Genomic DNA, 25,610 nt, shown 5'->3' on the forward strand with positions numbered 1-25,610 from the left:
AATATTTCATAAAAAAGTTATTAACATTATGAAAATCAAATATTAGAAAGAGGCTTTACTAAAAATAAAAAATCATATCTTTAGTATTAAGTAATACATATTTTATGACAACTGAGATGCTTACAGAAACATTTAAGTCCATAGAAAATACCAGTCTTGTTGACAGAGTGGAGTCGAACCTGGTGCAGCTCTTACAACAGCAAAAGTTGAAAATCGGGGATTCTATACCAACTGAACTGGAACTTGCCGAAAGGCTTGGCGTAAGCCGTACTGTAATAAGAGAAGCCTTGCTCCGGCTTAGGATGATGGGGCTGATTGAATCAAAAAAGAAAAAAGGCGCTGTTATTACCAGCCCTGATTTATTTGGTAATATGAGCAAGAGCATGAATCCTCATATTCTTACGCCTGAAACATTGAGGGAAGTATTTGAAATACGGTTAGTGCTGGAAATAGGAATGGCTGATTTGCTTTTTCATCGCATTACAAAAGAGGATATTAAAGCCCTGCATGAAATTGTGGACGACGAACCCCCGGCAACTCAATATCATCTATTTAATATTGAGCATGAAATTGCCTTTCACGGTAAACTGTATGAGATAACTGGTAATGAAACCATGAAAAAATTCCAGAAAATGTTATTGCCCGTTTTTGATTATGTACATAACAGCGGATTATTAAAAAAACAGCCTTTGTTAAAAATGTTTGTTTCCCATAAAGAGCTAGTGGATATTCTGGAGGATGGGACTCCCGAGCAATTTAGAAATGGTATGAGAGACCATCTTGAGAACCATTTTGCCAGGATATTCGATTTACCATAGTTTGTGCCACGGCGCTGCTTTACCAGTTGCTAACCATATAAATATAAAATTGCTGACAAAATAATACTGATACTTACAATACCTTATTTTCGCTTCTTTCTCTGCATGTGATTTGATGTTTTTTCTGTTGCAGTTGATGTACATTCATCTGCTGAAAAAACATTAAATCAGATGCAGATGCCCCGGCCCCATTGGCTACGACCATTATGGCCCAAGGGTAAGGGATGGGAATTTTATAAGCAAAAACAAAGAATCATAATAAATGAAACCGGGAAGTTATTAAAAGAGGCCCTGGCAAAGGAAGCTATCCGGGCTTTTCAGTGATGTACAAATAATATCAAAATTGGCTGCCAGTGGATTCAATATCGAATCAAAAAAGGTAAGTGCCCTGTGGCGGAATCCATTTTACTGTGACATCAATACTAACAAACTGGCAGAAGAGCCTGTAAAAGGCAACAGGGAGCCAATTGTATCCATTGATGACTTTATGAGGGTACAACAAATCTTACAAAAAAATCCATCAGGGTACCAGCATAAAAAAGAAGTTGATGACAGACCACTGACCCGCTTGCTCCGCTGTGATATTTGTGACTGCTTTATGGTAGTTTATAAAAACAATCAAAAGAACCTGCATTATTACAGGTGTTTAAAATGCAACGGGGTTAGCCTCTGTGCCAAAACTTCCCCAACTTCAAAAAAGAAAAGTGCTGAACAGCTATTCCTGGAGTTACTTAATCAATTTGAAGCACCTGGTAAAATAGCCTCCTTGATTGAAATACAACTAACAAAACTATTTGCCAATTATAACGCTGAAAATTTTAATACTTCGAAACAACTTGAAACCCAATTAGCAACTACTCAAAGCCAGATAAAACAGTTAAAAATCAGATTTGGACTGGGACAAATTGATAAAGAAACGCATGAACTTACCAAACAGCACCTTACTGAACAACTACTTGAAATCACCAAAGCATTGAATAACAGGAAAGTGACAATATCTAACCTGGAAAACCTGCTTTCAAATTCTCTGAAAAAACTTGAAAACATCAGTAAAATATGGACTTCCAGCAATCTTGAGGAAAAACGTAGATCACATAAAACATTGTTTCCGGATGGTATTTTTTATGATGCCAAAAATCATCAATATCTAACCAGAAATGTTAACAAATTTCTTGAATTAGTGTCCTCAATTTCAGCTATTTGTGAGCAAAAAAATAACGGGAACTTTCAAAATTTTATTGAAAATTCCCGTCCTGTATCGGGGAGCAGACTTGAACTGCCGACCTTCGGGTTATGAATCCGATGCTCTAACCAGCTGAGCTACCCCGACAAATACTTATAAGTTTTATTTCTCAGCAGACTTCAACTGCTGTCCGCCAATTGGCGGATATGAACCCGATGCTCTAACCATCCGACAACCGGCGGATACCCCGACAAATACTTATAAGTTTTATTTCTCAGCAGACTTCAACTGCTGTCCGCCAATTGGCGGATATGAACCCGATGCTCTAACCATCCGACAACCGGCGGATACCCCGACAAACATTTTTAAGTTTTATTTCTCAGCAGACTTCAACTGCTGTCCGCCAATTGGCGGATATGAATCCGATGCTCTAACCATCCGATAACCGGCGGATACCCCGACAAATACTTATAAGTTTTATTTCTCAGCAGACTTCAACTGCTGTCCGCCAATTGGCGGATATGAATCCGATGCTCTAACCATCCGATAACCGGCGGATACCCCGACAAATACTTATAAGTTTTATTTCTCAGCAGACTTCAACTGCTGTCAAACGGGGTGCAAATATAGTCCATTTCAACAAAATTCCGGCTCTTAAGCACTCAGAAGTTGTTCGATCCGCTTAGACAGTTTTTCAGCACCGGGCAACATGGCCTGCTCCAGTATCGTATTCATGGGCACGGCCGGTAAATTCATGGCGCCCAGCACCTCCACCGGGGCATCCAGCCATTGAAAACAGGTTTTTGAGATCCGGCCTGCCAGCGCTTCTGAAAAAGAATTGTCCTGTTGTTCCTCGGTAAGTACCAGGCATTTTCCATGCTTTTTCACGGTTGCAAAAACAAGTTCCTCGTCTAATGGGAACAACGTGCGCAGGTCAATGATCTCAACCCGGCCGGGGAAATTCTTAGCGGCTGCTTTTGCCCAGTAAACTCCCATTCCGTATGTGATCACGCAACAGCTTTCACCGTCTTCCACGCAATCATCATCTGCGGGTAATACAATATTTCCTTTACCTAATGGAATGATATAATCCCGGGAGGGTTCAATGGTCTTTGCGTCTTCTGTGCCAGGCACTTTGCTCCAGTAAAGTCCTTTGTGCTCCAGCATCACCACCGGGTTGGGATCGAGGAACGCCGCTTTTAAAAGTCCCTTCATATCGGCCGCATTGCTGGGGTAAACGATCTTGATGCCTTTGATGGAAAGCAAGGTGGTTTCCACGCAACCGCTGTGATAAGGACCGCCGCCGCCATAAGCGCCTACCGGTACCCGTATCAATGTCTGTACCGGGAATTTCCCGCAACTGAGATAACAGCTTTTTGAGATCTCTGTTACCAGCTGATTCAGGCCTGGGTAAATATAATCTCCAAACTGAACTTCCACGATAGGTTTCAGGCCGGTTGCACACATGCCAACCGTAGACCCGATGATATATGCTTCCTGTATGGCGGTATTAAAAACCCGGTGGTCGCCAAACTGTTCGGCAAGGGTAGCTGCTTCCCGGAAAACGCCGCCCAGCCTTCTGCCTACATCCTGCCCGTACAAAAGCGCTTCGGGAAAATCCTCCATGATCTCGCGTATGGCAAATAATGCCGCATCCACCATCAAAACTTTTTCTTTACCGGTCCCGATAGCTATCGGGATTCTCTCTCCCTGTTCATCGGTGATACCCGTAGGCACAAAAACATGGTTACCGACCGTTGCGGGATCAGGTTCGGGTGCGGCAACAGCTCCCTGGAAATGATGCGCCACTTCTTTTGCCGCTTCTTCTTCTATATGAACAAGGTGTTCCTCATCAATACCCATCTCCTGTAATTTTTTGCGGAGTTTTGGGCCGGGATCATCTGCCGAATGTTTGGCCAGGTCTTCATCCGTTCGGTAAAATTCTTTCCGTACGCCGCTGGTGTGATGCCCAAGCAAAGGAACCCTTGCATGCACCAAAAACGGATGCCGTTCCCTCCTCACTTCCTCTACCACATTTTTCATCACATCATAACTCTGTAAAAAATCACTGCCGTCAATACTGATGCGTTTTATACCCTTGAAACCCTTTACCATTTCATTGGCATTGGTGGTCCTTGCTTCCTCCGACGTAACACTGATGCCCCAGCCATTATCCTGCACCAGGTAAATAACAGGCAACTGGTGCAATGCGGCAAACTGGAATGCTTCACTCACTTCCCCCTCCGTAACCGATGCATCGCCCAGTGAACAGATGACAACCGGTGGTTCCCCGTTGGCACCCCTTTTCAGTTTATCCGACTGTATTTTTTCCAGGAATTTCACTCCCTGCGCAATCCCGGTGGTGGGGATGGCCTGCATTCCGGTGGCGCTGCTCTGGTGGATGATGGTGGGCTTATCTTCTCCCCGGTAATTGGGATGAGAATAATATTCCCGGCCACCGGTAAATATATCATTGCCTTTGGCAAGCAACTGCAGCATCAGTTCATAAGGAGAAAACCCAAGCCCGAGCAATAAACTTTCATCCCGGTAATAAGGACTTACAAAATCACAGGGCAGCAACTGAAAGGCGGTGGCCAGTTGAATGGCTTCATGTCCACGACTGGTGGAATGCACATACCTGCAAATGGGCCTGTTATCTTCATAGGTGGTGGCCATGGCCTTTGCCTGGCACATCAACCGGTAAGCCCTTAATAAAATATCCTTGTCGGTCATTTAATACAGCAGCATCGAAGATGAAAAAATAGACCTGCTTGACGGCAGGCAGGTTCGGTCAAAGGTATAAAATAAAAAATCGCTGATGCGTGAACAGCGATATAGGAAGCATTTAAATTCCGTAAAGCCCTATTTTACTTCTATGTTCAGCATGCACTGGTTATCGATAAATCCTTCCAGTACGTCTCCCACCACGGCTTCGCCAACACCTGCCGGGGTACCGGTAAAGATGAGGTCGCCGATATTCAGAGAAAAATAATTGGAGATGTTCTCAATGATCTTTTCAAAGCTGAAGATCATTTGCGAAGAATTGGCTTTCTGCACCAGTTCCTTGTTCTTTAATAACGAAAAATTAATGCTTTTCCGGTTGAAATCGGGTGTCAGTTCAATGAATTTTCCCAGCACGGCGGAGTTATCGAATGCTTTTGCCTTTTCCCAGGGAAGGCCTTTCTTTTTCAGCTCATCCTGGATGTCACGGGCGGTAAAATCAATGCCAACCGTTACGGCATCGTAATAATTGGGCGCATGCTTTTCCTGTATGTATTTACCGTTCTTGCAAACCCTCAATACGATCTCACATTCATAATGCAGTTCATTGGTAAATTCAGGATAATAAAATGGGGTATGGCTTTGAAGAAGCGCACTCTTGGGTTTCATGAACAAAACCGGCTCATCCGGAATATCATTACCGAGTTCTTTTGCGTGATCAGCATAATTTCGGCCTACACAAATAATCTTCATTGCACGTTTTTTTTAAGGTATTGCGGTTCAGGCACGAATATAGACAAATAGCATAAAAAAAACAATTATGTGGAAGAAAGCCATCCACAGTCCTTTTTAAAGTTTTACGGATATATTATTATATAATGTCATTGACTGTTCGATGCCAACGGCTACAAAACTTTCGATGATCTCGATGCATTTTTCTATTTTCAGCCTTACCATGGGCTCTTCTTCCTTAAGCCATTTACCCAGCACAAATTCTGCCTGCATACCCCTCGGGTACTGGTCCCCGATGCCAAACCTGAGTTTGGGGTATTTATCCGTACCCAGGATATTCTGTATATCCTTGAGCCCATTATGGCCGGCGTCTGAGCCACCGGGCCGGAGCCTGATCTTATCCAAAGGCAGGGCAATATCATCCACAATGGTCAGGGTGTTTTCCAGCGGCAGTTTTGTCTTATCCAGCCAGTACTTAAAAGCCCGTCCGCTCAGGTTCATGTAGGTGGTGGGACAAATGCATACCAGGTTCTTCCCCTTGAACTTTACCTCCGCCTTATAGGCCAGGCGGTCAACCTCAAAACTGCCTTTGTGTTTCATCACAAATGCATTCACTACATCAAAACCAATATTATGACGGGTATTTGCATACTCGGACCCGATATTGCCCAGGCCAACAATGAGAAATTTAGACATATAAACGTGCGTAGTGAGACGTGAGCAGTGAGTAGCGAAGCGTAAGACCCGAGGCATGAGGGTAGAACAATTCTAAACTCAAGACTCACGATTCACGACTGACGACTCCCGACTCACGGTTTAATTTAATGTATCCAGCATCTGCTGCAGGTCTGCTTCTGTTTTTACCAATACATCCCTTGCCTTGCTTCCCTGGTTGCCTCCTACTATTCCTGCCGCTTCCAGTTGATCCATCAACCGGCCGGCCCGGTTATAGCCCAGTTTCATGCGGCGTTGCAGTAAGGAAGTACTTCCTACCTGGCTGGCAACGATCAGCCGGGCGGCATCTTCAAACAAGGGGTCTTTATCGCCCAGGTCAAAATCCTTCCCCTCCATCTCTTTCTCATCAATATACTCCGGCAATAAGAATGCCTGCGGATAACCGCGTTGCTGACCAATGAAGTCAACGATCTTATCCACTTCGGGGGTATCCACAAAGGCACATTGTAACCGGACGATGTCGCCATTATAGCTGATGAGCATATCGCCCTTGCCGATCAATTGTTCAGCGCCGCCGGTATCCAGGATGGTACGGCTGTCGATCTTACTGCTCACTTTAAAAGCAATACGGGCGGGGAAGTTTGCCTTAATGGTACCGGTAATGATATTTACCGAAGGCCGTTGCGTGGCAATGATCAGGTGAATCCCCACTGCCCTCGCCAGCTGTGCCAGGCGGGCTATCGGCATTTCAATTTCCTTACCGGCGGTCATGATCAGGTCGGCAAATTCATCCACCACCAAAACAATAAAAGGCAGGTACTGGTGCCCTTTTTCAGGATTCAGTTTCCGGGCTACAAATTTTTCATTGTACTCCCGGATATTGCGGCAACCGGCTTCTTTCAACAGGTCATACCGGTTGTCCATCTCAATGCAGAGTGCATTGAGGGTATGCACCACTTTTTTTGTATCGGTGATGATGGCATCTTCCTCGCCGGGCAGTTTTGCCAAAAAGTGATTTTCGATCGTCTTGTAAATACTCAGCTCCACTTTCTTCGGATCCACCAGGACAAATTTCAGTTGCGAAGGATGTTTTTTATACAACAGCGAAACCAGGATGGCATTCAATCCAACCGATTTTCCCTGGCCGGTGGCGCCTGCCATCAGCAGGTGCGGCATGGTAGTGAGATCAACAATAAAATTCTCATTATCGATCTTTTTACCGATGGCAATGGGAAGAGAGAAATTATTTTTCTGGAATTTCTCGGAGGACAGCAGGGTTTTCATGCTCACCACTGTCTTCTTGGCATTCGGCACTTCAATACCGATGGTGCCTTTACCGGGTATGGGCGCAATGATGCGGATGCCCAATGCCGCCAGGCTCAGTGCAATATCATCTTCCAGGTTCTTGATCCGGGAGATTCGTACGCCGGCCGCCGGAATGATCTCATACAAGGTAACCGTTGGCCCAACGGTGGCATAGATCTTCTGTATCTGGATGTCGTAGTTCTTCAGTGTGTTGATGATCTGGTTCTTGTTATTCTCCAGTTCATTGGCATCCTGCACGATCTTATCACTGCCATGATTTTCCAGGAGGTCAAGCACCGGGTATTTATAATCCCGCAGGTCCAGCACAGGATCATAGGGCTTGGAGGACGGGAGTTTTGCAGCTGCCGGCGCTGCTGCCTCTTCTGCATGCTTTTCCGGCACTGTTTTGATCTCCAGCGGAAGGTCGCTTACAACAGGCACCGCTTTAACAGGGATCACCGGTTCTTTTATGACAGGCTCTTCCGGCACTACCGGTCTTATTTCCGGTTCTTCTTTTTCAACCACATTCAGATCGTGCTGTGGCCCTTTGTCGCCCGACTGCAGGATATCCAGCATGGCACCATTGCCCTTTAATGAATTGCCGGATGAAGGAACGGGTTCTTCTGTTCCCTTCCACTCTACTTTTTCTGAAATGATCTCCGCAACTGGTTCCGTATTTTCTTCCGGGGCAAGGGCTGCTTTTTTCGATGGCAGTTTAAATACCGGGTTGAACCGCCAGATAATATATGACAGTACAGCCACGGATAAGATGGCGATGGTACCGATCTTGCCAACGGTCACATACATCCAGTCCCGCATCATGTCACCGGCTGCGCCCCCATACGGGAATGCCTTGCCCTGGAAGATAACCGCGGCCGCCACGCTGATAACGGGTAAACCAAGTATGAGGTATTTGATATTCTTGCCAATGGAAAAGACCTTCTTCCCGAAGAACAGGTTAATGCCGATCACAAAGAATGTACTGCAGATGAGATAAGAAGCGATGCCGAAACCATGACGGACGAATATTTCCGAGATGAAAGCGCCGAAAGTGCCCAGCAGGTTCTGCACTTTGATGTCGTTGGCAAGCAGCATGCGGTAGCTGAACTTGTCCTGGTCGTCCCCCCAGGTAAATAAATACGATGTAAAAGCTATGAAAAAAAGAAAAGCAAAAAGCAGCAAAATACTGCCGGCAATCTTATGCGTACGTTCGTCCTTAAGTAATTGTTTTACCTCTACGGTCTCTTCTTTTTCCTGTTTCATCTGCTCAGGATCTGCAGGTTTTGTCCTGGAGGATTTAAGTTTATTCGCCATCGGCAACAAAGATATAGAAAACCCCCTGCTTGAAATACAGGCAAAAAAGCATAGCCCGGGAATAAACGTTATCATTGAATTTATGTAGGTTTGATAAAACATCCAACCGGTGAAACGTTTACCTGCCCTGTTGCTTTTTGGTTTCGCAGCCGTATGCTGTAAGGCACAGGCACTGAAAGATTCCGTTCCTGTTGAGATCACCTCAGTTCCGGGAGACAGCAGCCTGCTTGCCGGTACCTGGTTGTTCATCGACAGCAGCGCTTCCCTTTCCGCATCCGAAGTACTGCAAAAGGATTTTTTTCCGCTGCGTGAATTCAGGGGAAGAAGAAAAATACCGGCAGGAATGGTCCCTTATCATTTTTTCCTGAAGGTATTGGTCAGTAATGGCAGCGGAACGGAAAGATCGGCTTACATATACCCCGGTTCTTATTTTGCTGAGATAGAACTTTATAAAACAAACCGGCAGCCATTAACACCGGAAGAAGGCGGGAACATTACCGGCTATAAAAAACTCACCCTTTCCCCCGGGGAGCAATGCTATATACTGCTGCGCCTGAAAATGCTGAAAAATGATTTCAATGGAATCAACCCCCGGCTGGTAAGCATGCATTTTGTTGATGACTTCAGGGCCTATTCCCTGGCATACAGGAGTGATATCCAGATATTGGGTATGGTAATGAGTGGCGTGGTGCTGATGATGATACTGTTCATGCTGACCAATTTCGTGATCAGCCCCCGGCCGGAATTCCTTTACAATGCACTGTATTCGCTGTGCATGTTCTTTCTCATGTTCTTCAATTCCTTTCTTGCCAGGAAGACCAGCCTGTTTGCAAATTTCTATTACAGCTACTTCGATTTCTTTCTGCTGGTGACCGGTGTCATATTTTATATCAGTTTCACCCGTAAATTCATCAACACCAAACAGAACTATACGCTTCTTGATAAGATCTTACGGTACGGAGAGTATTTTGTACTCTTCCTGCTGGGCATTTATACCTATTTCAATTTCTTTACCGGCACATACCTGCCCCAGTTCTACCTGGAGAACATCATGAAATTCCTGATACTGGCCATCGGGGTTGCCTTTATTTATTTTGCTGCAAAACAAAAAGACCGCCTGCTTAATTACCTGGCAGCAGGCAATGCCATGCTGGTGATCTTCTCTGCCATTTCCCTGGGGATACTGATTCTCAATGTCCGGCACAATTCCGTTTTCTCCAATTCATTATCCTATTACTATACAGGCATTGTTCTTGAACTGGTATTTTTTCTGCTGGGCCTCACGTATAAGAACCGGAATGAGCTCATCCAGGGGATCAAAGAACAGGAAAACCTGAAACGGGAAGCAGAGAAAAAAGAATTTGAAAGCCGCCTGGCAGTGATCAATGCACAGCAGGAAGAAAGGAACCGGATAAGCGCCGACATGCACGACGACCTGGGTGCCGGGATGACAACGATCCGGTTGTACAGCGAACTGGCTAAAAGCAAACTGAGCGATAATCCCATTCCCGAGATCGAAAAGATATCTTCTTCGGCGAACGAATTGCTGAACAAGATGAATGCCATCATCTGGAGCATGAGCAGCAGCAATGATTCGCTGGGCAACATGATCGCTTACATCCGCAGTTACGCCCTCGAATATTTTGAGGACTCCGGTGTGAACTGCCGGATCAATATCCCGGAAAACCTTCCGAACATCGAAGTGATCGGCGAGATCAGGCGGAATGTTTTCCTGGTTGTGAAAGAGGCGCTGAATAATATCCTGAAACATTCAAAAGCCACGGAAGTGGAGATCACATTGGAACGCAACGGGGATGAACTTTCCCTGTATATCCAGGATAACGGCATTGGCATAAACCTCAACTCCCTCCGCCAGTTCGGGAACGGGCTGAAGAACATGAAAAAAAGAATGAATGATGTGAGCATAGAATTCAGCATCGAGAACCGGAACGGTACCCTGGTGACCCTGCGCAGAAAAGTGCTGCAGTTTTAATCCCGTTTCACGACCGCTGCAAACATCATGACCCAGCCTGCTATAAAGGCAACACCGCCAAAAGGTGTGACAGCACCGATCCAGGCAAGGGGCAATGCGGCATGTTTTACATAACAAAGCAGGTACAGCGAACCGCTGAAAAGCACGATGCCGGCCATAAATAAATAACCCGCCCACCGCAGCCGCTTACCCGGGAACTCTTTATACAAAATACCTGCCGCCAGCAAGGCAAACACATGATAGAACTGGTAGCGCACTGCCGTTTCAAAAACCTGCAAAAGATCCGCATCCAGTATCTTCTTCAATCCATGGGCGCCAAAAGCTCCGAGGGCTACTGATATGGCACCGAGCAGGGCCGCTGTTCTTAAAAATCCTTTATGCATGTGATGATCGTTTAAGGGTTGCAGGGTTTAAAGATTTAAAGGTTGTAAACTTTCCATATTCAATTCCTCTGCTGGTAAAATCATTTTTGCCTGGTTATAGAAAACTTCCCGCTCTTTCAATTTCTGTTCAATAAATAAAAGTAATCCCGGCCGGTCTGTATCTTTCAAAAGGGGGCGCTTGTCTTTTTCCTGCAGCACCCGTTGGTAAATAGTTTGCGGCAATGCAGACAGGTAAACGGTTGTTCCGTTCGCATTCATCCATTGCATATTATCATTAAAGCAGGCCGTGCCGCCGCCACAGGCAAGTATAAAGCCGGTTTTGCCGGAAAATGTTCTCAGTATACCTGATTCAAGCTGCCTGAAATACGCCTCCCCATGCTCTTCAAAGATCCCGGCAATGGTTTTTTCCTGGCCGGCCTCGATCAGCTCATCCAGGTCAAAAAAATCAAGGTTTAACTGCTGCGCCCATTTCCTGCCCCAGTAGGTCTTGCCGCTGCCCATAAATCCGATCAGGAAGATATTGCCCACTGGCCCCCTAAAGGGGGAATTGTCAAAAGAGTTCATAATTATCCTGGAATACTTTCATGCAAAGAAAACCAATTATAGTAAGACAAAAGATGAACCAGGAAGGAATTTAAATTCTCCTTTAGGGGTTAGGGGCTCTGCCGCGGTTGGTGTCTCCACCAGCCGCAAATCAGTAAACGAAATTTTCATTTCCGGAAAACCTCTGAAAAATAAAGATCTAATTCTTCCTTTTGAAATCTCCCCGCTTCCATGCTTTGATGAATTCAGCCCAGGCAAAGGGATTAAAGATATTCTGCGGGGGAGCCTGCCCGGTATAATAAGCTTTATTGGCGCTTTGACGCAGGTACTGGCTGGATGATTCCCTTCCGTCTGTAGGCAGTGTGGCAACCAATAACCGCCGGGTGGCTTCATTGGTATTCTTCCGTGCAATGGTTATGTAGTCGTCCGGTATTTCGGCATTCACGAAGTCCCGTTCAAATTGTGCCCGGGTGGGTCTTGCTTTAATGATAGTGGCTGCCAGGTAAACCGTGTCGGTAACCATCAGCTGGATAACACTGTGCTGGTTTCCGGTGAGGTTTGCAGGTATGGTAGTGACCTTGGGTTTATAACCAATGCTGGTAAATTCGATCACGTCACCTTTTAAGACCACGATGCTGAAAACACCTTTATTATTGGTGATGGTACCCCGGTTCTGGCCCTTTACCACCACACTCACCGATTCAAGCCCTTTCAGGCTGTCGGCCGTCATTACGATGCCATATAACTGAACAACGGAATCTTTGAAAGTCTCGAACTGGGCCCTGGCACCAACCGGAAGAAAGACAGCAGCAATAAAAAAGTATGGTAAAAATTTCTTCATCAATATTTATGGTCTGCCGGAATATCCGGCTCCCCTCTCAAAAATAACAACATTCCTTAATTAATAAACAAAGTAAGCCCTTATGTGGTTAAATTTGCAGCCACACAAGGTTTTTAACAAATAATTGAACGATGACAAACGAGGATATTTTAAAGGCATTAAGCAATGTGCAGGAACCCGACCTGGGCAAAGACCTGGTTACATTGAACATGGTCAAAGACATTGCCATTGATGGTAACCATGTTTCATTTACCGTGGTACTGACCACCCCTGCCTGTCCGCTGAAAGACTTGATCATGAATGCATGCATCAATGCCATAAAATTACTGGTGAATAAAGAGGCGGTCGTTAAAGTGAACTTCACCAGCAACACCAGCAGCAACCGCCAGGACGGAAAAACAATCTTAAAAGGCGTTAAAAATATCATTGCCGTGGTGAGTGGAAAGGGAGGCGTTGGTAAAAGTACAATATCATCAAACCTTGCCCTGGCGCTTGCACAGGGCGGCGCCAACGTGGGGCTGATGGATGCAGATATCTATGGTCCCAGTCAGCACATCATGTTCGGGGTACGCGGGGAAAGGCCCATGATGAAGGATGATGGCGACAAAGGGCTGATCGTACCCATCGAAAAATTCGGTATCAAGATGATGAGTATCGGCTTGCTCATTGATGAAAAGCAGGCCGTGGTATGGCGTGGCCCGATGGTGAGTACCGCCATCCGCCAGTTTGTGAGCGATGTGGATTGGGGCGACCTGGATTACCTGGTAATTGATATGCCGCCCGGCACCGGCGACATTCACCTGACCATTGTACAAACTGTGCCGGTAACCGGCGTGATCGTTGTAACCACCCCCCAGACCGTGGCCCTTGCTGATGCCAAAAAAGGGATCGCCATGTTTGGACAGGCCCAACTGAAAGTGCCCGTGATCGGTTTGGTGGAGAACATGAGTTATTTCACCCCGGCAGAATTACCGGATAATAAATACTACCTCTTCGGAAAAGACGGCGGCAAAAACCTGGCGGAGGAATTTGATATCCCATTCCTGGGACAGATACCCATTGTACAAAGCATACGGGAAGGAGGTGATATGGGTGTGCCGGCCATGGCAGGTGATGATGCCCTCACCCAAAAAGCATTCATGGATTTTGCAGCCAATGCCGTACGGGGCATCGCCATGCGGAATGCAAACCTGGCGCCAACACAGATACTGGAAGTTGTTGCGTAAACACGATCATTATAACCGGCAACCCATTTCTTATTTAATAAAATGCCTTCACTTTCACAACAGGAATTAGTTTCCATTGCCAATGAGTTCGGTACGCCGGTCTATGTTTATCATGCTGAGCATATAACGGCCCAATACAAAAAACTCACCGATGCCTTTGCGCAAACTGATACCCGGTTCTTTTATGCCTGCAAGGCACTGACCAATATCCAGGTATTAAGACATATTAAAAGCATTGGCTGCAATATTGACTGCAGTTCCATCAATGAAGTAAAACTTGCCTTGCATGCCGGTTTTGAACCAGGCAATATCCTGTACACCAGCAACGGCATTCATTTCTCTGAAATAGAAGAAGCACAGGGCCTGGGCGTACATATCAATATTGACAGCCTGAGCAACCTGGAAAAGTTCGGTAAGAAATTCGGGCACGGTTACCCGGTGGGTATCCGGCTGCGGCCAAATATCATGGGCGGGGGCAACCTGAAAATCTCTACGGGACACGACAAGAGTAAGTTTGGTATACCCATTGACCAGCTTGATAAAATTCTTGCGCTTGTTTCAACATACAACCTGTACATCCGGAACCTGCACATACATACCGGTAGCGATATAAAGGACGTTGATGTTTTCATCAAAGGAATAGAAGTACTGTTCGATATCATCCCTTCTTTCAACGAACTGGATTCCATTGACCTGGGCGGAGGCTTTAAAGTGCCTTACAAACCCGGTGATCCGGAAACAGACATTCCCCTGCTGGCAAGGAAAGTAAAGGAAGCATTCGATGATCATCCCAACCCCAACGGCAGGCATTTACAGGTCTGGTTTGAACCGGGCAAATTCCTGGTAAGTGAAGCGGGTTACCTGATCACAACCGTAAATGTCATCAAAGAAACATCGGCAACAACCTTTGCCGGTGTCAACAGCGGTTTCAATCACCTGATACGCCCCATGTTCTATGAAGCCTATCATAAAATTGAAAATATCAGCAATCCCCGCGGCCCCGAAAAAAAATATTCCGTAGTTGGTAATATCTGCGAAACAGACACATTTGCCTGGGACCGTAAACTGAATGAAGTACGTGAAGGCGACCACCTCGTTTTTAAAAATGCCGGCGCCTATGGTTTTGAGATGAGCAGCAACTTCAACTCCAGGTTCAAACCTGCCGAGGTACTGGTGAAGGACGGGAAGGCACAGTTGATCCGCCGCAGGGATGAATTTGAAGACCTGTTAAAGAACCAGGTGATCTGAAATTAAAGACAAATTCTCAATACACAATGACCAATGTTCAATATATAATGAGATCCTGGTTTGAGAATTGAGCGTTGAAAATTGAACATTGAATATTCTATTTCTATGCTGAAAATCTTTTTGCATATTCTTTTTAGCTTTCTCAGTATTACAGCTTTCAGCCAGGCGCCCGACTGTTCCAGATTCCGGGAAGGAAAATTCAGGGTGGCCGACACAGAGGCCGGGGTAATAACCATCGCCGAAAGAAAGGGAATGTACCAGACCGAATCCAGCGAATCATTGAAAGCGGTGGTCCGGTTCCGCATCACCTGGCAAAACAACTGCTCTTTCACGCTAAAGCTGGATAAGGTTTTACGGAATGAGAACAGGATCGACTTCCCCCCCAACATGGAAGTACGGGTAAGGATCCTTGAAACATCGGCTGACTCCTATATACAGGAAATATCATCCTCCCTTGCCAACAGTCCGTATAAAGTAAAGGTTACCAAGGTCAACTGACCGGAATTTTTGATTTATATATCTTTTAACTAAAACTGATTTCCCCACCTATTGTGGAAATCAAATTTTCTTTCAACATTTACACAGCAAATAAAAATGCCGTCCCAATGGCTATCGGGATGGTGATTCCGCCATTGTCAACCCAACTTCAACAAATAATCTCAAATTTATGGAACACGACCGTGAACCCCTGAACAAAAAGTTCGGTGTAACTTTTTTGCAGGCCTTCCTGTGCCTGGCAGCCAGTCTTTACCTGCTTTCCTGCAACAAAAAAGACAAATGGATCGAGGTAGATCCGGCTTTCAGCAGCTACATTGATGCCTATACCACGGGCACCATTTCCAAAACATCTGCTGTACGTATCAAACTGGCGGCCGATGCCAACACTACCCATGCCGTTGGTGAAGAAGTGAAAGAACCGCTCTTCAGCTTCTCTCCTTCGGTTAAAGGAAAAGCATTCTGGCTGGATGCCAGGACCATTGAGTTCAAACCCGACAGCTGGTTAAAGCCCGATGAGATGTATGAAGTACGTTTCAACCTGGGCAAAGTGACCAGGGTCCCTTCCAAATTTGCTGAATTCCGTTTCAGCATGAAAACGGTAAAACCATCATTCCGGATCTCGGATGAAGGGCTGCGGAGTTCCGGTGTAAAAAATAAAATGAGTTACAGCGGCGACCTGGAAACGGCCGACGTGGAAGACGGCAAACAGGTTGAAAAGCTGCTCACCGCATCCCAAAACAATAGTCCATTAAAAATAAGCTGGCAGCACAACGATGCTGCCAAATCACATCGTTATACCATTGAAAATGTAGACCGCCTGAGATCGGTAAGCAATATTGACCTGCGCTGGGATGGGAAACCCATGCGCATGGACGTGAAAGGCGAAAGGCAGGTGGCCGTGCCTGCACTGGGTGATTTTAAAGTGCTGGATGTGGTGTCCATGAACGAGGCACAGCAGTACGCATCGGTACAGTTCAGCGACATGATCGCTGTAGGCCAGGAACTGGAGGGCCTGATAACCATCAGCGGACAACCGGATATCTCCTACACCATCAGCGGCAGCGAAGTAAAGGTTTTTGGCAATGGAAAGTTAGACGGCAACTATACCGTCAACATCAATGCCGGTATAAAAAATACATGGGGTGATGTACTGGATAAAGGTTTTGCCGCCAACATAAATTTCGAGAACCGGATGCCTTCCGTAAAGATCCATGGCAAAGGGAACATACTGCCCAACAGTGGCCGGTTGGTTCTTCCCTTTGAAGCCATCAATCTGAATGCAGTGGATATCAGCATCATCAAAATATTTGAAAGCAATGTGCCTCAGTTCTTACAGGAGAACAGTTTGGGAGGCAACAGCGAATTAAGGCGGGTGGGAAAACCCATCGTTCAAAAAACGCTGAGGCTTGATGATGACAAGACCCTGGACCTGCATAAGAAGCAGCATTTCTCCCTGGACATTGATAAATTCCTGAAAACGGAGCAGGGTGCCATCTACCGGGTTACCATTGGCTTCCGGCCTGAGTATTCCCTGTATCTTTCGTCAGACACAACAAATAAGGCTGGTTCGGCTGACGATGAGGAAGAAGGTGATTATTACAGCAGCGCTGAAAGAAATCCGGTGGATGAAGACGAGGCATTCTGGGACCGGTACGATACCTACTACCCCTTTGGCTACAATTGGCAAAGAAGGGATGACCCCGGCAGCAGATCGTATTACAACAAAGACCGCTGGGCAACCCGCAACATCATCGCAAGCAATATCGGACTTACAGCCAAGCGTGCAAACAACAACAGCATGGTGGTTGCCGTAAGTAATATCCTTACCACCGAGCCAATGAGCGGCGTGGAACTGGAAGTAAGGGATTACCAGCAAACCATCATCAGCACGATGAAAAGCGGCACCGATGGTTTTGCAACCATCGACCTGAAAAGAAAACCATTCCTCCTGGTCGCCCGCAAAGGAAATGAAAGGGGCTATTTAAAACTAGATGATGGAAGTTCATTGCCACTCAGCCGTTTTGACGTGGGTGGTGAAGAAGTGAAGAACGGCATCAAGGGTTTCCTCTTCGGTGAACGGGGTGTATGGCGCCCCGGCGATACCATGTACCTCAATTTTATTGTGGAAGACAGGGAAGGAAAACTGCCAAAGGATCACCCGGTTGAATTCAGCCTGTTCACGCCGCAGGGACAATTATTCAAACACGCTGTTCAGAATGATGCGGAAGACGGATTCTATCTATTTAAAACAAATACAGATGCTTCCTCACCCACCGGCAACTGGATGGCAAAAATAAAAGTGGGCGGCGCCAGCTTTGAAAAGACGATCAAGGTAGAAACGGTTATGCCCAACCGGCTGAAGATCAATCTTGACTTTGGTAAAGATCCCTTGCTGGGAAAAGGGAATACTGCTGCGGGTACCATCAATGCCAAATGGCTCTTTGGTGCCGCAGGCAAAAACCTGAAAGCAAAGATCGATGCGTCGCTCTATTCAAGGGGCACCCGTTTTCCGAAGTTTACCGGCTTTGATTTTGATAACCCCACTTCCGGTTATTCAACCCAAAGCAAGACCATTTACGACGGTACACTGGATGCGGAAGGCAATGCAGCGCTTAAAACAGATTTTGCCATTGATGAATCAGCCCCGGGTATGCTGAGTGCAAATATGGTGGTCAAGGTCTTTGAACCGGGAGGAAGTTTCAGTATTGACAATGTAAGCATCCCGTACAGTCCGTATGCAAGTTATGTGGGCATGAAATTACCCGATGGCGAAAAGCCATTCGACTTTTTACGTGCGGGAAAAAATCACAGCATGCAGATCGTGAATGTAGACAGTCGGGGTAATTTAATAACAGGCAGCGATGAAGTGGAAGTACAGTTTTACCGCATCCAGTGGCGCTGGTGGTGGGATGATAATGGCGACAACCTCAGCAACTTCACGCAGGATGAATACAACAAACTTTTAAAAACAGAAAAGGTTAAACTGGCCAATGGCCGTGGCAACTGGACATTCGGCACGTCGGAAGATGACTGGGGCCGTTACCTGGTCCTGGTAAAGGACCTGAAAAGCGGGCATATAACCGGTTCGGCATTCTACGTTGATACGCCTTACTGGCAAAGCCGTGAAGGCAATGATGACCAGACGGCGGCTTCCATGCTTTCCTTTACTTCCGGTAAAGAGAAATACAATGTGGGAGATGAAATCACATTGACCATCCCCAGCAGCAAAGGCGGAAGGGTTTTGGTCAGCCTGGAGAACGGAAGCAAGGTCTTACGGTCTTTCTGGCAGGAAACAAAACCGGGACAAACACAGGTGAAGTTCAAAGCAGAGGCAAACATGGCGCCTAATATTTATGCCACGGTTAGTTTGCTGCAGCCACATTCACAAACCATCAACGACCTGCCCATCCGCATGTATGGTTCCATTCCCGTTTTTGTAGAAGATAAGAATACACTGCTAAAACCCGTACTCAATATTGCCGGCAGCATAAGGCCGGAACAGAATGTTTCGTTCAGTGTGAGCGAACAGAATGGAAAAGAAATGACCTATGTAGTTGCCATCGTTGATGAAGGACTTCTGGATCTTACGAGATTTAAAACGCCAAACCCACACGATGCGTTTTATGCAAGGGAAGCGCTGGGTGTAAAAAGTTTCGACCTGTTTGACCAGGTGATCGGTGCATGGGGCGGCGACCTGGAAAGGATATTGACCATTGGAGGTGATAACGAAGCCGGCGCCGGTAAGCAAAAAACCGCCAACCGCTTTAAACCGGTGGTGAAATTCCTCGGGCCATTCCACCTGAATAAAAACCAAACACAGAAACAATCGTTCACCCTACCATCTTATATCGGTTCGGTAAGAACAATGGTGATCGCAGCGCACAAAGGAAGTTATGGGGCTACGGAAAAAGCCGTGGCGGTCAAAAAACCATTGATGATGCTGGCAACGATGCCACGGGTGCTGGGTCCGGGTGAAAGCATAAAACTACCGGTCACTGTTTTTGCTATGGAAAATAATATCAGGAAGGTGAATATTTCACTGCAATCAAATCCGTTCCTGGAAGTGGCTGGAGGCAATGCACAGTCGGTAAACTTCTCCCAGGTTGGCGAACAGATGGTTTATTTTGACGTGAAGGTGAAACCAAATGTGGGCGTTGGAAAAGTAAAATTGCTGGCAAGTTCGGGTAGTGAGAAAGCAGACTACGAAGTGGAACTGGATATCCGCAATCCCAACCCGCCGGTTACCAGTGTAAGTGAAATTACCCTGGCACCCGGGCAGCAATGGAAAACAACTGCCTCTCCTATTGGTGTGGCGGCAACCAGCACGGCTGTGGTAGAGATCTCCAGTGTGCCACCCATGAACCTGCAAAAACGCCTGGGTTATTTAATAGAATACCCGCACGGCTGCATTGAGCAAACAACTTCCGCAATATTTCCGCAGCTGGTATTGAACCAGCTGACCGACCTGGATGATCATAAAAAAGCACAGGTGAATAAAAACGTAAAGGCAGGTATTTCCAAACTGCAGAATTTTCAGCGGCCGGATGGTGGCTTCAGTTACTGGCCCGGGGCAAATGAAAGCGATGAATGGGGAAGCAGCTATGCCGGGCATTTCCTGGTGGAAGCACAAAACAATGGTTACCTGGTAAGTGACTACATGCTGCAGCAGTGGAAGAATTACCAGCGTGGCAAGGCAAACAGCTGGGCTCCGTCAACCACCAATTTTTATGGTGGCGACCTTACACAGGCATACCGCCTTTATACACTGGCTTTGGCAAAAGCGCCTGAGCTGGGTGCGATGAACCGTTTGAAGGAATTCAACTATTTATCACCGGAAGCAAAATGGCGGCTGGCTGCGGCTTATTCATTGGCCGGACAGGAGAATACCGCATTGGACCTGGTCAGTGGATTGGCAACCTCATTTCCGCAAAGAACGAGTTGGGGTTATACCTACGGTTCGGATACAAGAGATGAAGCGATGGTATTGGAGACGCTGACCTTGCTTAAAAGAAAGGCACAGGCCGAAGCATTGCTGAGAACCCTTTGTGCCAGGCTGTCGCAGGATCAATGGTACAGTACCCAAACAACGGCTTACAGTTTAATTGCCATTGCAAAGTTTTGTGGTAAAAACCCAGGCGGAGCAAAGATCATTGCCAATGGAAATGTGGATGGAAAAGCGGTTGACATCAACTCCTCTTCTTACATCAGGCAGTTGCCCATCCTGTTTAAAAATGGCGGCAGCAATGTGGTCATCACCAACAAAGGAAATAATACATTGTACGTCCGGCTGATCACACAGGGCCAGCCATTGAGCGGCGACAGCCTGAAAGTGAATAACAATCCGGCTGTGCTGAACATGAGTGTGAGTTATATTTCGCAGGATGGAAAAGCGATCGACATCAACAGGTTAACACAGGGCAGTGATTTTGTTGCCAAAGTGATGATCACAAATCCCGGTAAACGTGGCTATTATTCAGAGATGGCATTGTCGCAGATATTCCCCAGCGGCTGGGAGATACTGAATGCACGGATGTTTGGCGGCGAAGGCGCTTTCAGATCTTCTGCATCCAGCTACCAGGATATCCGTGACGACCGGGTATATACCTATTTCAACATCCGGGCAAATGAAACGGTCACGTATTATGTGCAGCTGAATGCCTCTTACCTTGGCCGGTTCTTTTTACCCGGCACATTCTGTGAGGCGATGTATGATAACAGTATTACGGCAGGGGTGAATGGCAAGTGGGTGGAAATAGTGAACCAATAAATAATAGAACGCTGATGACACGGATGGAGCGGATAAAAACGGATCAAATCAGTGGCGATCCGTTTAATCCGTGTCATCAGCGTTCTATACCAACATGATCAATTCTTTTCAACATATCCCAAGCAGGTTAAAAATCCTCAGCAGGAAAGCGCAACACGACTTAACCCTGAAGTGGTGTCGGTAATGTATTAATACGGTTCTGGTTTCTCTTCCCCATAAAATTATTCAAGCGCCCACTCCTATGTCATAGAAGACAAGGATGGCAACCTGTTAAACGCCGGCATTGCTGCCGACGGGCAATGGCGATTCCCGTACAACAAAAATGTTCCGCAGAAATTCATTGACTGCATCACTACGTTTGAAGACAAACGTTTTTTCAAACATCCCGGTGTTGATCCGGCTGCTATTGCAAGAGCGATCACCAAGAACATAAAGAACAAAGGCGTTGTGCAGGGTGGCAGCACCATCAGCATGCAGGTGATCAGGCTTTCAAAAAAGAATGATAAGCGCAACATCTGGAATAAACTGAAAGAAAGCATTCTTGCTGTCCGGCTCGAAATGTCCTTTTCCAAAAAAGAGATACTGGCTTTGTATGCAGGCAATGCACCGTTCGGAAGTAACATTGTAGGGCTGGACGCTGCAGCATGGCGGTATTACGGCAGGAGCGCTGATAAACTGAGCTGGGGTGAAATGGCTGCACTCGCCGTTCTGCCCAATGCGCCGGCACTTGTTCATCCCGGGAAGAACAGGGAGGTGCTTCTGAAAAAAAGAAACGGGCTGCTTGCTGATTTAATGCGGTCCGGGATAATTGATAAGGCCAATGCTGAACTTGCCAGGCTGGAACCCCTGCCCGATGAACCATTGCGTCTCCCGCAGAATGCACCGCATCTTTTACAACGTTTTATAAAAGACAATAAAACATGGAAACAGGAAACAAAGATCAAAACAACGCTTGATGGTACCCTGCAGAAAAATGTATCCCGGATCATTCAACAGCATCAGGCAGTATTAAAAGGCAATGGCATCAACAATGCCTGTGCATTGGTGCTGGATGTGGAGACCGGAAATGTACTATCCTATGTTGGCAATATTGCCGATCCAAAGAACAAGGACATGGAAGCGGATGTGGATGTGATCGCAGCGCCCCGCAGTCCGGGCAGCGCCTTAAAACCGGTCCTCTATGCTTCCCTGTTAAGTGACGGATTGATATTACCCAACTCCATCATCCCGGATATTCCCACACAGATCGGAAGTTATTCACCAAAGAATTTTGACCTGGGGTACGACGGCGCTGTTCCTGCCGGCAGGGCTTTGTCCAGGAGCCTGAATGTGCCCGCAGTGAAAATGCTGCAGCAATACAAATACCAGCGCTTTTATGAAACACTGCAACAATGCGGCATCACTACCTTGAACCGGAGTGCTGATACCTATGGACTGAGCCTGGTACTCGGTGGTTGTGAAGTAACCATGTGGGACATTGCAAGTGTATATGCGAGCATGGCAAGAGCATTAAATCATCAAAATAAGAATCATGGCAAGATGGATATGAATGATTTTCATCTGCCACAATATAAAACCACGGATGATCCGGGATCCGGGATCCGGGATCCAGGATCAGGAATTCCTCTCGATGCAACTTCCATCTACTTCACCTTCCAGGCCATGCAGGAAGTGATGCGGCCCGGTGAAGAAGGCTTATGGCAACTCTTCTCCTCCTCCCGGAAGATTGCGTGGAAGACAGGTACCAGTTTTGGTTTCCGCGACGGATGGGCCATTGGTGCAACACCTGAAAATGTGGTGGCGGTGTGGGTAGGCAATACCGACGGCGAAGGAAGGCCGGGCCTGACCGGCGTGCAGACTGCCGCACCGATCCTGTTTGACATCTTCCGCTTATTACCAAACGGCAAATGGTTTGAAAAACCCAGGTACAATTATGCCTTTGTACCGGTGTGCCGGCAAAGCGGCTACAGGGCAAATATCGATTGCCCGGACGTGGATACGTTGTTCATGCCGCCCAATGGAACCAGGGTTGCACTTTGCACGTACCATAAAATGATCCACCTCGATGCGACCGGGAATTTCCGTGTTACGGAAGCATGCGAATTACCCGCCAACATGCAGCACCAAAGCTGGTTCACCCTCACTCCTGCCATGGAATTTTATTACCGGCAACGCAACATTGATTATAAACCCCTCCCGCCCTATAAGCAAGGTTGTGTCCCGAATTCTTTCGGGGCCGGGACAGGAAAATTAATGGAGATCATTTACCCGCAACCCGATGCAAAGATCTACGTGCCGCTGGAAATAAACGGCGAAAGAGGTAAAACCGTTTTTACCGCTGCTCACCGCAGGGCTGCTGCAAAAATTTTCTGGAGCCTCGATGATGAATTCATCGGCACAACACAGGATTTTCATCAAATGGGATTGAATCCTTCTCCCGGTAAACACATCATTACATTGGTGGATGAGAATGGCGTGAGTGTGAGCAGGCAGTTTGTGATACTGGAAAAGCAATAAAAGGTTTTTATTTTTAATACCTGAATATCTGAACCATATAGACACATAGATAACAATAGAAAACACATAGACCATCTGTCCTATGTTCCTGTGTGGTTCAAACCAATCTGCTTTCAGTTCTGCACATAGCTTCTCAGGAAACGAATTTCTTCTTACATTTAAACATATTATTCAATAAAATCTTTTGTTATGCCCATACGTATGGAAGACGATCCGCAGGATCAACAGGACTTTGATGAAAGTAAGACCTCCGGGGGCGGTGGTGGAAGAGGCGGGGGCGGTGGCGGACTGATGAACCTCCTGCCCATGCTTTTAATGTTATTCCGGGGCGGTGGCGGCGGTAAAAAAATATTGCTGCTGCTGGTTGCAGGCGTTGCTGCCTATTTCTTCTTTTTCCGGAATGCAGGTGGCGGTGGCGGTGGCGTGACGGATGTGGTCAGGAATCTCTTTTCTCAAAGCGGGTATAATTTTAATGCCGATACATTTAAAAAAGCCAGCGTGTATGAAGGCCTGGCCGATGACGATACAAAGAATCCCCTGCCTGAAAGTATTTCGCTCTTACGTTTTGCCCCCGACCGGCAGAACCAGGGCCAGCAGGGATCCTGTGTGGCATGGAGCAGTGTTTATGCAGCCCGTACCATTGTGGAAGCTGCGTCCACCGGGCAAAGCGGGAACAATACTGCATACAGCCCGGCTTTTGTTTACAACCAGATCGGCCTGGAAGGATGCCAGGGTGCATATATCCAGAACGCCATGGAGTTCATGACCAGTAAAGGGGTGGTGGCATACGGCTCTTTTCCTTATGATGATAAAGATTGCAGCCGGCAACCCAACAATGCATTGATGAATGAAGCTTCACAAAACAACATGCTCGGCTTCACCCGGTTAACAGACGGGGAAAGCACACAGGGAATAAGTATCCGTGCAATAAAAGAACACCTGGCAAAAGATGCACCCGTGGTGATCGGCATGATGGTGGGTGGAAGTTTTATGCAGGAGATGAAAGGCAAAGAGCTCTGGACACCAACGGATGAAGACCGCAGCCAGATGGGTTTTGGCGGACATGCCATGTGTGTGATCGGTTACGACGACCGGAGAGTAGCCAAATATGCCAATGGAGAAACATACGCGGGAGCATTCCAGATCATGAACAGTTGGGGAGATGACTGGGGCGTTAATGGTGTTGCCTGGGTTGGTTATGCCGACTTCAAAGAATTTGTAAGGGAAGCCTATGGCATTGACCCCATGCCCAAGCGTGGCGCTGCAGTGAATGCTGTTTTTGAATGTGCGATCGGCCTGGTAAAGAATGATGACAGGCAATACATCCCATTGCGGTTAAGGTCGGGAAATGTTTTTGAAACAGTGAATACGGTTGCACCCGGCACCCGGTTCAAAATGGAGATAAAGAATTCAGTGGAGTGTTATACCTATATTTTTGGACAAGAAACAGACGGAAGCAGTTATACCCTCTTTCCTTATCCCAGTAAAGAAGATCCCACCAAAACTTCCTTCTCTCCCTATTGCGGCATTACCGGTTACCGGTTATTTCCGCGGGGCAAAAGCCTGGTGCCGGATAACGTAGGCAATAAAGATGTGTTTGCCATTGTGGTCACCAAGCAGGCCATTGACTGGTATGCTGTAAACAATGCAATAACAAAAAGTACCGGGAGCAGCTATGCCGATAAACTGTCTGATGCACTCAGGGAAAACGGGATGAGCAATATCCGTTTTGCAACAGGCCCGGGTGGCACCATTAATTTCCGGGTGAATGATGCACAGCAAAATGCCGTGATCTGCGTAGTGGAGGTAAATAAATAAATATTACAGCATATCAGTTTGAACCACA

Annotated in this window: 14 protein-coding genes, 1 tRNA gene and 1 pseudogene; 8 read left to right on the plus strand and 8 right to left on the minus strand. The window is 46.7% G+C overall.

Translation table 11 applies throughout. The features are described 5' to 3' along the window. Positions 1 to 116: 116 nt before the first annotated feature. A complete protein-coding gene (locus tag IPJ02_05530) occupies positions 117 to 818 on the plus strand; it encodes a FadR family transcriptional regulator (GenBank protein MBK7375028.1) in 702 nt (233 codons plus the stop codon). 1,256 nt (positions 819 to 2,074) lie between these two features. On the opposite strand, the gene IPJ02_05535 is transcribed toward IPJ02_05530, so the two are convergent. From IPJ02_05535 to IPJ02_05555, 5 genes are all read right to left on the minus strand, one after another. Continuing rightward, positions 2,075 to 2,148 (minus strand) — tRNA-Met (locus IPJ02_05535). A gap of 507 nt (positions 2,149 to 2,655) precedes the next feature. Continuing rightward, entirely contained in the window at positions 2,656 to 4,734 is a 2,079-nt protein-coding gene (locus IPJ02_05540) for a tungsten formylmethanofuran dehydrogenase (GenBank protein MBK7375029.1), read from the minus strand. 129 nt (positions 4,735 to 4,863) lie between these two features. After that, positions 4,864 to 5,475, minus strand: coding sequence for a fumarylacetoacetate hydrolase family protein (locus IPJ02_05545; protein MBK7375030.1), 612 nt, complete (start codon positions 5,473 to 5,475; stop codon positions 4,864 to 4,866). Positions 5,476 to 5,571: 96 nt separating this feature from the next. Next, the gene (locus tag IPJ02_05550; protein MBK7375031.1) at positions 5,572 to 6,150 is read right to left on the minus strand and encodes an aminoacyl-tRNA hydrolase; all 579 of its coding nucleotides are present in this window, start codon (positions 6,148 to 6,150) and stop codon (positions 5,572 to 5,574) included. A 120-nt stretch (positions 6,151 to 6,270) separates the two neighbouring features. Next, the gene (locus IPJ02_05555; protein MBK7375032.1) at positions 6,271 to 8,748 is read right to left on the minus strand and encodes a DNA translocase FtsK; all 2,478 of its coding nucleotides are present in this window, start codon (positions 8,746 to 8,748) and stop codon (positions 6,271 to 6,273) included. 109 nt (positions 8,749 to 8,857) lie between these two features. Here IPJ02_05555 and IPJ02_05560 point away from each other — a divergent pair, with 109 nt between their 5' ends. Next, positions 8,858 to 10,741, plus strand: a complete 1,884-nt coding sequence (locus IPJ02_05560; protein ID MBK7375033.1) for a hypothetical protein — start codon at positions 8,858 to 8,860, stop codon at positions 10,739 to 10,741. Here IPJ02_05560 and IPJ02_05565 read toward each other — a convergent pair. The 3 genes from IPJ02_05565 to IPJ02_05575 form a co-directional block, all read right to left on the minus strand. Next, entirely contained in the window at positions 10,738 to 11,124 is a 387-nt protein-coding gene (locus IPJ02_05565; GenBank protein ID MBK7375034.1) for a DUF423 domain-containing protein, read from the minus strand. The two genes, IPJ02_05560 and IPJ02_05565, sit on opposite strands and share 4 nt — an antisense overlap. Positions 11,125 to 11,151: 27 nt before the next feature. After that, positions 11,152 to 11,688, minus strand: coding sequence for a shikimate kinase (locus tag IPJ02_05570; GenBank protein ID MBK7375035.1), 537 nt, complete (start codon positions 11,686 to 11,688; stop codon positions 11,152 to 11,154). Positions 11,689 to 11,866: 178 nt separating this feature from the next. After that, positions 11,867 to 12,508 carry a carboxypeptidase-like regulatory domain-containing protein gene (locus tag IPJ02_05575; GenBank protein MBK7375036.1) on the minus strand — a complete coding sequence of 214 codons (642 nt, stop codon included), beginning with the start codon at positions 12,506 to 12,508 and terminating at the stop codon, positions 11,867 to 11,869. 131 nt (positions 12,509 to 12,639) lie between these two features. On the opposite strand from IPJ02_05575, the gene IPJ02_05580 reads away from it, so the two are divergent. The 6 genes and pseudogenes from IPJ02_05580 to IPJ02_05605 all read left to right on the plus strand — a co-directional run bounded on the left by IPJ02_05580 (position 12,640) and on the right by IPJ02_05605 (position 25,582). Next, positions 12,640 to 13,734 carry an Mrp/NBP35 family ATP-binding protein gene (locus IPJ02_05580; GenBank protein ID MBK7375037.1) on the plus strand — a complete coding sequence of 365 codons (1,095 nt, stop codon included), beginning with the start codon at positions 12,640 to 12,642 and terminating at the stop codon, positions 13,732 to 13,734. Between the two features lie 42 nt (positions 13,735 to 13,776). After that, entirely contained in the window at positions 13,777 to 14,982 is a 1,206-nt protein-coding gene (gene lysA, locus IPJ02_05585) for a diaminopimelate decarboxylase (GenBank protein MBK7375038.1), read from the plus strand. A 105-nt stretch (positions 14,983 to 15,087) separates the two neighbouring features. After that, positions 15,088 to 15,480, plus strand: coding sequence for a hypothetical protein (locus tag IPJ02_05590; protein MBK7375039.1), 393 nt, complete (start codon positions 15,088 to 15,090; stop codon positions 15,478 to 15,480). Positions 15,481 to 15,649: 169 nt separating this feature from the next. Then, positions 15,650 to 21,247 carry a hypothetical protein gene (locus IPJ02_05595; protein ID MBK7375040.1) on the plus strand — a complete coding sequence of 1,866 codons (5,598 nt, stop codon included), beginning with the start codon at positions 15,650 to 15,652 and terminating at the stop codon, positions 21,245 to 21,247. Positions 21,248 to 21,438: 191 nt separating this feature from the next. Further along, positions 21,439 to 23,764 (plus strand): annotated as a pseudogene (gene pbpC, locus IPJ02_05600) (penicillin-binding protein 1C). Positions 23,765 to 23,953: 189 nt separating this feature from the next. Then, positions 23,954 to 25,582, plus strand: a complete 1,629-nt coding sequence (locus tag IPJ02_05605) for a peptidase C1A papain (GenBank protein MBK7375041.1) — start codon at positions 23,954 to 23,956, stop codon at positions 25,580 to 25,582. Positions 25,583 to 25,610 lie beyond the last annotated feature (28 nt).

This window comes from Chitinophagaceae bacterium (genome assembly GCA_016710165.1).
GTDB lineage: Bacteria > Bacteroidota > Bacteroidia > Chitinophagales > Chitinophagaceae > Ferruginibacter.